The sequence below is a fragment of the Pseudoalteromonas sp. MMG007 genome, from assembly GCF_018100985.1.
In the GTDB taxonomy this organism is placed as follows: Bacteria; Pseudomonadota; Gammaproteobacteria; order Enterobacterales; family Alteromonadaceae; genus Pseudoalteromonas.
In genome coordinates, this window is the sequence record NZ_JAGJEI010000005.1 from 15,262 (window position 1) to 28,576 (window position 13,315).

The window sequence follows — 13,315 nt, forward strand, 5'->3', positions numbered from 1 at the left end:
TATGAACACACACACTTTAAAAAAGATATTAATTGCCAACCGTGGTGAAATTGCATGCCGTGTAATGCGAAGTGCAAAACAAATGGGGTTGACTACGGTGGCTGTTTATTCTGACGCCGACAAATATGCACAACATGTAAAAATGGCTGATGAGGCCTACCACATTGGTCCAGCACCCAGTAAAGACTCATACCTAGTTGCCGACAAAATTTTGCAAGTGGCTAAAAACGCAGGCGCTGACTGTATTCACCCTGGTTATGGGTTTTTATCTGAAAACAGTGAATTTGCTAAAGCCTGTGAAGTTAACAACATTGCGTTTATTGGCCCACTTGCAAGCAGCATAGAAGCTATGGGCTCTAAAACCCGCGCTAAAGAAATAATGGCCGCTGCCAATGTGCCATTAGTGCCTGGGTATTATGGTGATAATCAAGACCCTGCTTTTTTACAGTCTGAGGCTGAAAAAATTGGCTACCCCGTGCTAATTAAAGCGGCCTTTGGTGGCGGCGGTAAAGGCATGCGCGTAGTTGAGCAAGCCAACGATTTTATAACTGCACTTGAGGGCGCACAGCGTGAAGCAATTGCCGGTTTTGGTAATGACTTAGTACTGCTTGAACGCTACGTTAACCAGCCTCGCCATGTAGAAGTGCAAGTATTTGCCGATAACCACGGTAACTGTGTTTATTTAGGTGATCGAGATTGTTCCCTGCAGCGCCGTCATCAAAAAGTAATTGAAGAAGCTCCTGCGCCTGGTTTAAGCGATGAACTACGCAAAGAAATGGGTGAAGCCGCAGTACGCTGCGCTCTGGCAATAAATTACAGAGGTGCAGGTACCGTTGAGTTTTTACTGTGCGGTGATGAGTTTTTCTTTATGGAAATGAACACGCGCCTGCAAGTAGAACACCCCGTAACCGAAATGGTAACTGGTGTAGATTTAGTTAATTGGCAAATTAATATTGCCGCTGGGCAAACACTACCACTAACACAATCAGACATACAACTCCAAGGCCACAGCTTTGAAGCGCGTATTTATGCAGAAGATCCAAGTAACGACTTTATTCCCTGCTCGGGCACAATAGAAGCGTTAAGCACACCACTTAACAGTGAGTTTGTACGTATTGATACCGGTATTGCACAAGGCGATGAAATAAGTCCGTTTTACGACCCTATGATTGCAAAACTGATTGTGCATGATGATAACCGAGAGCAAGCATTATCGCGTTTACGCCAAGCACTTGAGCAATTTCACTTAGCGGGTTTTAGCACTAACATTGGCTTTTTACATAATTTAGCAAGCCACCCTACGTTTGCTCAAGGTGCGCCAAGCACCCACTTTATTGCTGAGCAAGGTGATGCATTGGTGAGTATTGATAGTATCGCACTTGAAAAAGCACACGTAATTGCAGCCTATACCTACCTTGAATCGCTTAGCGCTAAAAACGAAGCAAAGCAAAGTGCAAGCCCTTGGCAACAATTAAGAGGTTTTACGCTTAATGCACCGCAAAAAGTGGATGTTCCATTTACAGATTTATCTATAAACGCCGTTAAAATTAAAGCGGGTTTTGTCATTAACCATAATGAAAAGCCGTTTGAGGTTAGCGGTGAAATAAACCAAAACGTATGCAACGTGTTTATTAATGGGGAAAAATTTACCGCCCATGTAAGCCACGTTGATAACAGTATTAGCGTGATGTTTGCAGCGCTTCAAATCAAGCTTGCTCTAAATACTAAACATTACATTAGTAGCCATGAAAATGACGCACTGCCACTTGCTGCGCCACTTAATGGCACAGTAGTTAAGCATTTAGTTGAAGTAGGAAGCACTTTAACCAAAGGCGATGCAGTCGTTATTATTGAAGCTATGAAAATGGAATACACGCTGAGCGCACCACACGATGGTATTTTACAAAGTTATTGTTTTGCCGAGGGCGAACTTGTAACCCATGGTGCCCTACTTGCAATTGTAGAAGATACCACGGCGCAGGAGGCATCGTAATGACCGCCTTTCCTAAAAAAGTACGTATTGTAGAAATGGGTGCCCGCGATGGTCTGCAAAACGAAAAAGCGGTGTCTTCAAAAGATAAAATCACCTTAATTAATGCACTCAGTGATGCAGGCTTAAAAGATATAGAAGCAGGCGCATTTGTATCACCTAAATGGGTGCCGCAAATGGCCGACTCAGCAGAGGTGATAAAAGCGCTTGATTTACCCCATGTAAATTTAAGCGCCCTTACGCCTAATTTAAAAGGTGCCCAAGCTGCACTGGATACAGGTGTTAAAGAATTTGCTATTTTTACTGCTGCAAGCGAATCGTTTTGCCAAAAAAACATAAACTGCAGCATTGATGAGAGTATTGAGCGCTTTAGTGAAGTAATGGCGTTTGCAAAAGCCAATAACATACGCGTGCGTGGTTATGTAAGCTGCATTGCTGGTTGCCCATACGAAGGTGACATAGCGCCACAAAAAGTGCTTGAAGTAACACAAAAGCTACTTGCACTTGGCTGTTATGAGGTAAGCCTTGGCGATACCGTAGGTGTCGGTACCGCCAATAAAATTACCGAGGTGTTATCTTTATTATTACAACACATAGATAAAACTAAATTAGCGGTTCACTTTCATGATACTTATGGCCAAGCGCTCACAAATATTTACGCAGCACTTAGCTTAGGAATAGCAACGGTTGATGCCGCTGTTGCAGGCCTTGGCGGGTGCCCTTATGCAAAGGGTGCGTCAGGAAATGTTGCCACTGAAGATGTTGTTTACTTACTCAATGGGCTTGGCATTGAACATGGAATTGATTTACAAAGGTTAAGTAACGCAGGCTGGCAAATTACGCAAGCACTTGGTAAAGCCCCTGTAAGTAAAGTGGCAATTGCACTGCACAACACACAAAAATAATAGTTTGACTTGCCAAATGGCAGTTAACACAATGAGGAGAGTCTCATGGCCGGTTTTGATAAGGTGGTTTCTAGTTACGAAGCTGCAATGGCAGGTTTAAAAGATGGCGATACTGTAATTGCTGGTGGTTTTGGCTTATGCGGTATTCCTGAGGGCTTAATTAAACACATTAAACAAATGAAAACTAAAGAGCTAACGGTGGTTTCTAATAACTGCGGTGTAGATGACTTTGGATTGGGTATTTTACTCAAAGACAAACAAATTAAAAAAGTGATTGCCTCATACGTTGGCGAAAACGCCCTGTTCGAACAGCAACTTCTTAGCGGCGAAATTGATGTAGAGCTTACCCCGCAAGGCACGCTTGCTGAAAAAATGCGTGCAGGCGGTGCGGGTATCCCGGCGTTTTATACCGCAACAGGTTACGGTACGCCAGTTGCTGAGGGTAAAGAGGTTAAAGAATTTGACGGCCGCCCTTATATTTTAGAAGAGTCCATAACGGGTGAGTTTGCCATTGTAAAAGCATGGAAAGCCGACCGCTTTGGTAATTTAGTGTTTAGACACACCGCTATGAACTTTAACCCTATGGCGGCAACAGCAGGTAAAATTACCGTTGCCGAAGTAGAGGAAATTGTAGAACCCGGTGAGCTTGAGCCCAGCCAAATTCATACCCCAGGTATTTTTGTAAATCGCGTTATTAAGGGTAACTTTGAAAAACGCATTGAACGTGTAACAACACGAGATTAAGCAGGAGCACAGTTATGGCATTATCACGTGAACAAGTTGCAATGCGCGTTGCACAAGAACTACAAGACGGCTACTACGTTAATTTAGGCATAGGAATTCCGACACTCGTCGCAAACTATGTACCTGATGGCATAGAAGTTATGTTACAGTCCGAAAATGGTCTGTTAGGCATGGGACTATACCCTACTAAAGAAGAATTAGACGCCGATATGATCAACGCGGGTAAAGAAACCGTGACAGCTGCAACAGGCGCAGCCATATTTAATAGTGCAGATAGTTTTGCCATGATACGGGGTGGTCATGTAGACTTAACCGTTCTGGGTGCATTTGAAGTTGACCAGAACGGCAACATTGCGTCGTGGATGATCCCAAAAAAGCTGATTAAAGGCATGGGTGGCGCGATGGACTTAGTCGCTGGCGCGAAAAATATTGTTGTTACTATGACCCATGCAAGTAAGCATGGTGACTCTAAATTGCTAGAAAACTGCTCATTACCGCTTACAGGCGTTAATTGCGTTAAAAAAATAGTAACAGATTTAGCCGTATTAGAAGTTAAAGACGGCGCATTTCATTTATTAGAACGTGCTCCTGGCGTATCAGTTGATGAAATCATTAGTAAAACAGCAGGTAAACTACTTGTTGACGGTGAAGTACCAGAAATGGTTTTTTAAATTATGTTACTGATCACATAAATATAAATAGCTTTACCATGTACCGACCTCATTCCCAGTGCCAATGGCGCTGAGTTACCCAAAATCCCTCGCAAGAGGGATTTTTTTTGCTTATTACTGTCTTATTCATACATCTGTAGTAAATTTATATCTATAATAGCGTTATATATAAAATGTAAGCGCTTAGATTAATTGCACTAATTTGTAGATAGTCTGCACCTTTTTTGTGAACTAGCGCCAGTTTTATTTTTAACTATATGATATTATTATATTAAATAGTTGGTTCGATTTTTGCCTTACATAGGCGTCTTAATAAATTAAATAATACTGGAAAACATGCAAACTCCTATACGTGGCCTCCGCTCTTTTTGCTTTGCAGCAAGAAGTTTAAGTTTTAAGCATGCAGCCAATGAGCTGTATTTAACGCCGTCTGCGGTAAGCCATCAAATAAAACAACTTGAGGAACAACTTGGAATAGAGCTATTCCAACGTAAAACACGCTCTATTAGTTTAACTACAGCAGGTAAAAACTTTTTTGATGCTATATCGCCCATTATTAGCACTCTAGAGGGCACTATTAATGAGTTTAGCCAAATGCAACAAAATACTAATTTAACAATTACGTTGCCTGAATTTTTTGCTAGCGAATTGCTCATGCCAAAGCTAAGTGAGTGGACATCAGAGCATCCTAATATAAACTTGCAAATGGATACGCTAAAGACTCGCAAAGAGTTAACCCGCCATAGCGATTTATCTATTGTTTTATCATCGAGTAAACCCACCGAAGGCTTAGCTACAGAGCTATTTAATCTTGAATATATACCTGCTTGTAATGAAAAGCTTTTAAAGCAATGGAAAGATGATCATTGCCAAGCGCTTAATCAAGTACCGCTTATTCTACATAAAGCACGCCCGTGGGCATGGCATCAATGGGCGGAAAAAGCAGGGATTGATGACTTCTCGCCTTCACAAATCATTCAAATAGACAGCATGTTTGGTGTAGCCCGTGCAGCGCAGCAAGGTATCGGTATTTCACTTATTCCATTACCCATTAGCCAAAGCTGGCTTGATGAACAATGGTTATATAAATTATTTGAACGACCACTTACCACTAAAGATAAATATTACTTAGTACAGCATGAAACTAACACACCTAATCCTGCGTTAGATCTGTTTGCTAAATGGGTGGTATCTACATTTCGAAAAATCCAAAATTAACTTATGCAGGGCGGCGAGCGCTTAAAATACGCAATACTACTTTTTAGTTATTTTAAAATAGTTGCCTAATCTTCGCCCTTCTCTCCTCGTTAAATAAACTTTTATTATACTTATAAAAATCATCATTATAGCCTCGCGAGTTAGACTAAAGTCTATAGCTTAATTTTTTTCACTTATTAGTTTTATTTTTATCGTTTGTCGAGCTGCTACGTTTATTTTAAAGTTAATTTATCGAAAGCAAACAATGAAATACTTTAATTTTATTTATTGTTTTGCTCCAAATAAATGCAACCTTTTTGGATGTGATAGCTCTAACTAGGTAAGAAAAGAATCTTATATTGTGTGTGTAAGATGTTGTCAGTGTGAAAAAGCAGTTCAAGTTAGGTGGTGACTTGGTTTGGACTGTTTTTTATTCCACCAATACCACGCAATAAATTAATTAGCTACTGTGTAGCAAACCAAATCTTATATTGTGTGTGTAAGATGTTGTCAGTGTGAAAAAGCAGTTCAGGTCAGGTGGTGACTTGGTTTGGACTGTTTTTTATTCCACCAGCACCATGCAATAAATAAATTAGCTACTGTGTAGCAAACCAAATCTTATATTGTGTGTGTAAGATGTTGTCAGTGTGAAAGGCGGTTCATATGAGGTGGTGACCTTATATGGGCCGTTTTTATTTTTGGCTTATTATTCTATCATTATGTGGTGCTTGCGCTTCAATGCATTAATCTCTTCTGTATTTTCTTTTAAAAAAATATCAAATTTGTGAACTACTTCAGGGTAATTAACACTCGATAGCTTATAAGCTTGCTTAGCTATAGGTAGATGATGCTGAAAATACACAGGATCAACCACGTCAAAAAATTCTTTGATGTTGTAGGTAAGCACGTTATGTGAAATATAGATGCAATTAATACGCTTTTTATAAAGTAAATAAATCATATCGAGTACACTTTCAGACTCTACAATACGCACATTAGCTTTATTAGTTAAACTAGGGATACCTTGTAAGGTAAACCCCCTCACTTTGCCAATAATTTTGCAATCGCCTAAGCTGATATTTTCTTTTAATGAAGCAATGCCAGTATGCGGAACAATTAAATCCTGTGAATAATTGATACTAACCTGCTGTTTTAATTTATAAGGTTTTTGCCAGTTAGGGTTATCAGGATATTTAAAATCTACACGTTGGTGTTCAACAAATTCTTTGTAAAGCCTTGGGATAGGTAACGTATAAAACTCAAACTGTATATTGTTTTGTTTAGCAAACAACTCTAAAAGTGCACGACTAAAACCCGTATATACTTGCATGGTGGTCATACTGCCATCATAAAATGGCAGATACTCGATATTCTCCACACCAACCACATATTTCTTTTTAGGCTCTGCAATAGTATTACCGCAAGCTAGTATAGTGGTCATAGAAAGTAAAAACGTGAGTGTTTTAATAATTCACCATTATCGAAGATTTTATATTAGTTTAGGTTTACTTACCGTTACCTGCCAACTTGAATAACTAAATTTATTAACTCAAATGTAATTATAGGTATTTGACATCATTTAACAGCTTCTAGTTTATTACAGATTGTAAAATCACCATTTGATCACGGTAATAAAGAGCTTGGTATTAGCATGAGTAAATACCAAGCTCTTTTACAATTACTTAAGAATTATCACGAGGGACAAATTCTAGCACTGTCGCATTTATACAGTAACGGTCTGTGCCTCTTGGCCCCTCTCCAGGGAATAAATGCCCAAGGTGAATACCTGTGCTTTTAGATTTGAGTTCTATGCGCTGCATACCCCAACTACTATCATCATGCTGAGTGACACTATTTTTTACTGGATGCTTAAATGATAACCAACCTGTACCTGAGTTAAATCTATCGCGTGTATCAAATAATGGCTCTCCACTTAACTTATCTACAAATACACCATCAGGCGTATTTTTAAACGCTTTATATTCCTTGCAGTAAGGTCGATCCGTTCTTGCATTAAATGCCACTCTATATGCATCACTTTTACCCAGTTTGAAAGCACCTAGCGCTTTATAAAACTCTTTTGGGCTTGCATAACCTTGACGGCTATATACTTCTTCACCATTTTCTAAAAAAAGTATCGTAGGCGTAGCCCACGTTGCCGATTTAATCTTTAAACCTTCAAGCTGATCTGCATGACGAAACGACATAGGCACTGTGCCTTTATAATCGTTAGCGACTGTTTTTTTAAACTTTTCACAGTATGGGCAGTACTCTCGTGAATCAAGAACAACAATTTGCTTGCCTGTTAATAACATAGCGTTATCAACTTTTTCGGTTGGTTTTTTATTAAAAACTACACCGGTAGAATGATCAGGGCAATAACCATTTGGGTTCTTTTCAAGGTAATTTTGGTGATACTCTTCGGCTGAGACAAACCCTTCAAGCGGTTTAATTTGTGTGGTAATTTTGCCATAACTAGCGTCTGTTAATAGTTGCTGATACTGCGACTTAACTTGCTTAGCAATTTCGGCTTGTTTATCTGAAGTAGTTAAAATAATTGAGCGATACTGTGTGCCTACGTCGTTACCTTGACGATTTTTTTGCGTTGGGTCGTGACTTTCAAAGTAAGTTTTAAGTAAAGCCTCTGATGAAATAATATTACTGTTATACATAACTTGTACAACTTCAGCGTAATTATTTTCGTCAAACCGTCGTGATTGATCAGTTATGTTTTTATACGTTGCTTTAAAGCCATTTCCATCGGCATAACCCGACTCTGCATTAATAACACCATTTAGCGCTTCGTAACGCTTTTCAGCCCCCCAAAAACACCCTGAGCCTAGTACTATGGTTTCAACATGCTTTGTGGCTTCTAAATTACTGTGTTCTACTTTTTCCATCGATAAAGCAAAACTGCCTGCGCTAAATATAATAGCAGCGCCTGATAAATATAATAAATGCTGGTGTTTCATAAAATGCCTCTTAAACATGTACGTGCTAAGTAAGACCTCCTTATCGTGTTTTTAATTTCATTAATACGATTATAAGTACACAGAGTTCAGGTTAGCTTGCAGGATTTATTTATGCCTATTCATTCATCGCAACACTATGAACTAATTAATTTATCTGTGTTAGCGTTAGAATATGTTGTTTTAATCAGGTTATTTATGAGTCAGATCCCTACCCTTTATGCATTAAGTAACAGCTCATTACTCTTTGATGCATCGCATTTAGAACCAAATAACGTACTCTCAATCCAAAAAAAAATTTGGACACTAGCAGAATATTGCAAGCAAAGCGGCGATTTTACTGATTTGGTACCCGCGATGAATTCTCTTACTTTGTATTTAAAAGATGCCCAAAATTTAAATAAATGGCAAAAAGCGCTGTTAACTACTTGGAATGACATAAAAAGCACATCTTTTAAATTCCAGCATCATAAAATTAATACAGTTTATAACGGCGAAGATTTAGCCTACGTCGCACAATATAATAATTTAACCACTGAAGATGTTATCAACATTCATAGTAAAACCCATTACCACGTTTTATTTTTAGGTTTTCAACCCGGATTTGCTTACTTACATGGCCTTGATAAACGTTTACACACGCCTAGGCGCAGTGAGCCCCGCACAAAGGTGCCAAAAGGTTCTGTAGCCATTGGAGCTGACAAAACAGCTATTTACCCTGCTGACACTCCTGGTGGTTGGCATATTATTGGCCAGACTAGCACTCAATTATTCGACCACACTTTACAAACACCTTGTTTAATTAATCCCGGAGATACGCTTGAGTTTGTTCCGTGTAGTTTAAGTGAGGATATTACCCATGATTAAAGTGATAAAGCCAGGCGTGCAATTAAGCATACAAGATCTTGGTCGAACAGGTTATAGGCACTTAGGGGTAAGTAAAACAGGCAGTTTAGATCCCTACGCACAAGTGATTGCTAATCGTTTGATAAATAATAACGACAATGACGCAGTACTTGAGATTACTGTTGGCTTATGCGAGTTGGCGTTTTTATGCAGCACCGAAATAGCACTTCATGGTGCCGACTTACAAGCAAGCATAGATGGTAAACCAATTTACCCAGGCTGGAGTTATAAAGTTAGGGCCAACCAAACTATATGCTTTAATACAGGACGCGCAGGATTGAGAGCCTATTTAGCGGTTAAAGGTGGTATTAAAACACCGGTAATTATGCATTCGCGCGCTACTGATTTAAATGCTTCTTTTGGTGGGCTTAATGGCAAAGCGCTAAGCGCAGGCGATATTTTACCAATAGACGAATACATTAATAATAACTTTAAACAAACAGGTGCGTTAGCCCCCCCTAAACGACAAATAATTAGAGTTTACGCAAGCCCACATACCCACATTCTTGGGAATGTTATTGCGGATGTTTTTATAAATACACGCTTTAAGGTGTCTTATAATAGCAACCGCATGGGAGTCAAGCTGGAAAATGCAGTCAACTCACTGACACATACTCACTCACTACCATCAATTGGCGTTAGCCCAGGTAGCATACAATTACCACCAAATGGTGATCCTATTGTATTACTAAATGACGCTCAAACTACTGGTGGCTATCCTTTACTTGGGACTGTGATAGAAGCAGATCTTCATCAATTTGCACAATTTAGACCGGGTGATTTAGTAAAGTTTGAATACGTTACTATTGAAGATGCAGCTAAAGCGAAGCACAAATTGAGTGGCCATTTAGAACAATTAAAAATTGCACTAAAAAATAAAAAGTAACTTGTCTTGAAAGTGCCTCATGTTTAATTTGAGTTATTGGCTGCTTAATAACATATATTTTGTAATTGGCTTTACAAAATATATGTTTGAACTATATAACCAAGGCACTTTTAATTAAAGGTCACAGCATAAGCCTTGCCCATTAAGTGGTATTTGGAATGCACAGCGAATACTAGAACCCATAAATGGCTCCTTGTAAGTAAGCTTTAATATTATTAATGCACACTTTTTAGATTTAAATTTGATGGTTAATTTGTATTTGCCTTCTATACATCATGCACCACAATGGTGCTGAAATTATGTGTAAATATCCCATATAAACACGCTCAAGCTCACGATAGCTCAAGCTTTGAACAGCAATAATGGTGTAAAAACAATCATTGCAACCACGTTTTAACCTTTTTGGTGCACTCAACTCTGCCTTGGTGCATAAATTATTCTCAATTAATTGTAAAAGCAGTGTGACTTGAGTAATTATTTCTGATAAAACAAGGTTTCGCAGCATCGCAAAGTTGCCTTGCCGCACACATAATAGGAATGAGGAGTTACTATGTGTTCAATTTTTGGTGTATTAGATATTAAATCTAACGCCGCTCAGTTGCGAACCCAAGCAATTGAAATGTCAAAGCTACTTAGGCATCGAGGCCCTGATTGGTCTGGTGTTTATTCATCTGAAAAAGCGATTTTAGTGCATGAACGCTTAGCCATTGTTGGCGTATCAAGCGGCGCACAGCCTTTATACAACCCAGAAAAAACAAATATTTTAGCGGTTAACGGCGAAATTTATAATCACAAAGAACTGGCAGCAGAATTAGAGGTTGATTTTAAATTTCAGACTCAATCAGACTGTGAAGTTATTTTAGCGTTATATAAACAAAAAGGTCCTGAGTTTTTAGATGATCTAAATGGTATTTTTGCATTTTGTTTATACGATGAAGAAAATGATGCTTACTTAATTGGCCGTGACCACATTGGTATTATTCCACTTTACACAGGCCACGATGAGCACGGTAACTTTTATGTTGCCTCTGAGCTTAAAGCACTTTCGCCAATCTGTAAGCACATTGAAGAATTCCCTCCTGGTCATTACCTTTACAGCAAAGATGGTGAGCTTAAACCTTATTACAAACGTGACTGGGAAACTTTCGACGCAGTTAAAGATAACAGCGCAGAAGCTCAAGATGTTAAAGAAGCATTAGAAGCGGCAGTTAAACGCCAGCTAATGTGTGATGTACCATACGGTGTATTGCTTTCTGGTGGTTTAGACTCATCTGTTATTTCGGCTATTACACAGCGATTTGCTGCAAAACGTATTGAAGATAATGATGAAAGCGATGCATGGTGGCCTAAGCTTCATTCATTCTCTGTTGGTCTTGAAGGTTCACCTGATTTGGCGGCTGCACAAAAAGTGGCTGATATGATCGGTACTGTTCACCACCCTATCATTTTTACTATTCAAGAAGGTATTGACGCACTACGTGAAGTTATTTACCACATTGAAACGTACGATGTAACCACTATTCGCGCATCAACCCCTATGTATTTAATGGCTCGTCAAATTAAAGCAATGGGTATTAAAATGGTGCTTTCGGGTGAAGGCGCAGATGAACTATTTGGCGGTTACTTGTACTTCCATAAAGCGCCAAACGCACAAGAGTTTCATGAAGAGTTAAACCGCAAAGTGTCAAAACTACATATGTTTGACTGTTTACGTGCTAATAAATCAATGGCGGCATGGGGCGTTGAAGCACGTGTACCGTTCCTTGATAAAGAATTTGTTGATGTAGCAATGCGCATTAACCCTGAAGCTAAAATGTGTAAAGATGGCAAGATCGAAAAAGACATTTTACGTGCAGGCTTTGACGGCTACCTACCAGAAGAAGTGTTATGGCGCCAAAAAGAGCAGTTTTCAGATGGTGTTGGCTACAGCTGGATTGATACATTAAAAGAGTTTGTAAACGAGCAAGTAAGTGACCAAGAGCTTGCAAATGCTAAGTTTAAATACCCTATTAATACACCAGACTCAAAAGAAGCGTACTACTACCGTACAATTTTTGAAGAGCATTTCCCAGGTGATGCATCAGCTAAGTGTGTACCTCATGGTAAGTCAGTGGCGTGTTCTACCCCTGAAGCACTTGCATGGGATGCATCATTTCAAAATAATGCAGATCCTTCTGGTCGAGCTGCTGGCGTTCATAACGACGCATATGCAAGCAAAGGCTAATCGCACTTGTTTAACGCAGCATAGGCCCTTTTGGCTTATGCTGCGCTTTATTAAACACACCTTCACCGAATCTGTTTTTTATAGCCATAAACATAACTTATTAGGCTCAAGCGCCTTAATCGTTATTTATAAAAATGGGCTTACCTCTAAAATGATGCAGCTCATAGCATCAAAGTCTAAACACCCAGCCACCGTATTTTTAAACTTAAATGAAATAACCAAACCTAGGTGTAAAATTCGCTGGTTTAATCAAACAAACGAAATTAAACGTTGCGGTCACGGGTCGTTAGCAGCCGCTAAATGCTTAACAAGTCACTTCAATTACTGCCCAAATGTATTTGTGTCATCCTCTGATGAAGAATTTAATATAAATATTAAAAGGCAAAAAGCACATCTCAAACTACAAACACTCAGGATGTATAAAACAAATTATAAAAAAGAACTAGCCGCTCTGTTTTCTCTTCCTATTAAAGCGACGTACAGTAGTGCAAACGAAAATGGTTACACGATTTTACTGTTTGACTCAAAAGAAAATTTAGAAAGCTTACAGGTTGATTTTGACAGCTTAGCTAAAGCTCATAACAATGCAGCTATTGCACTGTGCATCCCCCGTTATAACAGCGATAAAGCAGTAGCGCATTTTAGGTATTTTGCACCGCAATTTGGCGTAAATGAAGATGCAGCCACAGGCTCTGCGGTATCAGTTATTGCGCCAATCGCATTTAGACTTACCGGTTTAAATAAAGTTAAGTTAGAGCAAAAATCAAGTAATGGCGCGTTGTTAGAGTTTATATATAACCACGTCCATGTTGACGTGAGTTAA

11 protein-coding genes are annotated in these 13,315 nt (G+C 39.1%); 9 read left to right on the top strand and 2 right to left on the bottom strand.

What is annotated here, in order from left to right; all coding sequences use genetic code 11:
• Position 1 precedes the first annotated feature (1 nt).
• The 5 genes from J8L71_RS08215 (at position 2) to J8L71_RS08235 (ending at position 5,528) form a co-directional block, all read left to right on the top strand.
• Positions 2-1,993, top strand: a complete 1,992-nt coding sequence (locus J8L71_RS08215; RefSeq protein WP_211000113.1) for an acetyl/propionyl/methylcrotonyl-CoA carboxylase subunit alpha — start codon at positions 2-4, stop codon at positions 1,991-1,993.
• A complete protein-coding gene (locus J8L71_RS08220) occupies positions 1,993-2,895 on the top strand; it encodes a hydroxymethylglutaryl-CoA lyase (RefSeq protein WP_211000114.1) in 903 nt (300 codons plus the stop codon). Before J8L71_RS08215 ends, J8L71_RS08220 begins: the two co-directional genes overlap by 1 nt.
• 45 nt (positions 2,896-2,940) lie before the next feature.
• A complete protein-coding gene (locus J8L71_RS08225) occupies positions 2,941-3,639 on the top strand; it encodes a CoA transferase subunit A (protein WP_211000115.1) in 699 nt (232 codons plus the stop codon).
• Between the two features lie 14 nt (positions 3,640-3,653).
• Positions 3,654-4,310: a 3-oxoacid CoA-transferase subunit B gene (locus tag J8L71_RS08230; RefSeq protein WP_211000116.1), complete on the top strand. Its 657-nt coding sequence runs from the start codon at positions 3,654-3,656 to the stop codon at positions 4,308-4,310.
• 336 nt (positions 4,311-4,646) lie between these two features.
• Positions 4,647-5,528 carry a LysR family transcriptional regulator gene (locus J8L71_RS08235; protein WP_211000117.1) on the top strand — a complete coding sequence of 294 codons (882 nt, stop codon included), beginning with the start codon at positions 4,647-4,649 and terminating at the stop codon, positions 5,526-5,528.
• Between the two features lie 685 nt (positions 5,529-6,213).
• Here the strand turns inward: J8L71_RS08235 and J8L71_RS08240 are convergent.
• A complete protein-coding gene (locus J8L71_RS08240) occupies positions 6,214-6,948 on the bottom strand; it encodes an amino acid ABC transporter substrate-binding protein (RefSeq protein WP_211000118.1) in 735 nt (244 codons plus the stop codon).
• 241 nt (positions 6,949-7,189) lie between these two features.
• The gene (gene msrA, locus J8L71_RS08245; RefSeq protein ID WP_211000119.1) at positions 7,190-8,479 is read right to left on the bottom strand and encodes a peptide-methionine (S)-S-oxide reductase MsrA; all 1,290 of its coding nucleotides are present in this window, start codon (positions 8,477-8,479) and stop codon (positions 7,190-7,192) included.
• A gap of 195 nt (positions 8,480-8,674) precedes the next feature.
• Here msrA and pxpB point away from each other — a divergent pair, with 195 nt between their 5' ends.
• The 4 genes from pxpB to J8L71_RS08265 all read left to right on the top strand — a co-directional run bounded on the left by pxpB (position 8,675) and on the right by J8L71_RS08265 (position 13,315).
• Complete coding sequence (gene pxpB / locus J8L71_RS08250) at positions 8,675-9,343, top strand: 5-oxoprolinase subunit PxpB (RefSeq protein WP_211000120.1); 669 nt, start codon at positions 8,675-8,677, stop codon at positions 9,341-9,343.
• Complete coding sequence (locus tag J8L71_RS08255) at positions 9,336-10,268, top strand: biotin-dependent carboxyltransferase family protein (RefSeq protein WP_211000121.1); 933 nt, start codon at positions 9,336-9,338, stop codon at positions 10,266-10,268. The genes pxpB and J8L71_RS08255 overlap by 8 nt, the downstream gene beginning before the upstream one ends.
• Before the next feature lie 550 nt (positions 10,269-10,818).
• Positions 10,819-12,492 carry an asparagine synthase B gene (gene asnB, locus J8L71_RS08260; protein ID WP_211000122.1) on the top strand — a complete coding sequence of 558 codons (1,674 nt, stop codon included), beginning with the start codon at positions 10,819-10,821 and terminating at the stop codon, positions 12,490-12,492.
• Between the two features lie 37 nt (positions 12,493-12,529).
• Positions 12,530-13,315: a PhzF family phenazine biosynthesis protein gene (locus J8L71_RS08265; RefSeq protein ID WP_348771793.1), complete on the top strand. Its 786-nt coding sequence runs from the start codon at positions 12,530-12,532 to the stop codon at positions 13,313-13,315.

What these genes read in the sequence shown, in the direction of transcription:
- J8L71_RS08225 (WP_211000115.1), top strand. Translation starts at nt 2,941, where the DNA reads ATGGCCGGTTTTGATAAGGTGGTTTCTAGTTACGAAGCTGCAATGGCA.
- J8L71_RS08230 (WP_211000116.1), top strand. Translation starts at nt 3,654, where the DNA reads ATGGCATTATCACGTGAACAAGTTGCAATGCGCGTTGCACAAGAACTA.
- J8L71_RS08255 (WP_211000121.1), top strand. Translation starts at nt 9,336, where the DNA reads ATGATTAAAGTGATAAAGCCAGGCGTGCAATTAAGCATACAAGATCTT.
- J8L71_RS08240 (WP_211000118.1), bottom strand. Translation starts at nt 6,948, where the DNA reads ATGACCACTATACTAGCTTGCGGTAATACTATTGCAGAGCCTAAAAAG.
- J8L71_RS08265 (WP_348771793.1), top strand. Translation starts at nt 12,530, where the DNA reads ATGCTGCGCTTTATTAAACACACCTTCACCGAATCTGTTTTTTATAGC.
- pxpB (WP_211000120.1), top strand. Translation starts at nt 8,675, where the DNA reads ATGAGTCAGATCCCTACCCTTTATGCATTAAGTAACAGCTCATTACTC.
- J8L71_RS08220 (WP_211000114.1), top strand. Translation starts at nt 1,993, where the DNA reads ATGACCGCCTTTCCTAAAAAAGTACGTATTGTAGAAATGGGTGCCCGC.
- msrA (WP_211000119.1), bottom strand. Translation starts at nt 8,479, where the DNA reads ATGAAACACCAGCATTTATTATATTTATCAGGCGCTGCTATTATATTT.
- J8L71_RS08215 (WP_211000113.1), top strand. Translation starts at nt 2, where the DNA reads ATGAACACACACACTTTAAAAAAGATATTAATTGCCAACCGTGGTGAA.
- J8L71_RS08235 (WP_211000117.1), top strand. Translation starts at nt 4,647, where the DNA reads ATGCAAACTCCTATACGTGGCCTCCGCTCTTTTTGCTTTGCAGCAAGA.
- asnB (WP_211000122.1), top strand. Translation starts at nt 10,819, where the DNA reads ATGTGTTCAATTTTTGGTGTATTAGATATTAAATCTAACGCCGCTCAG.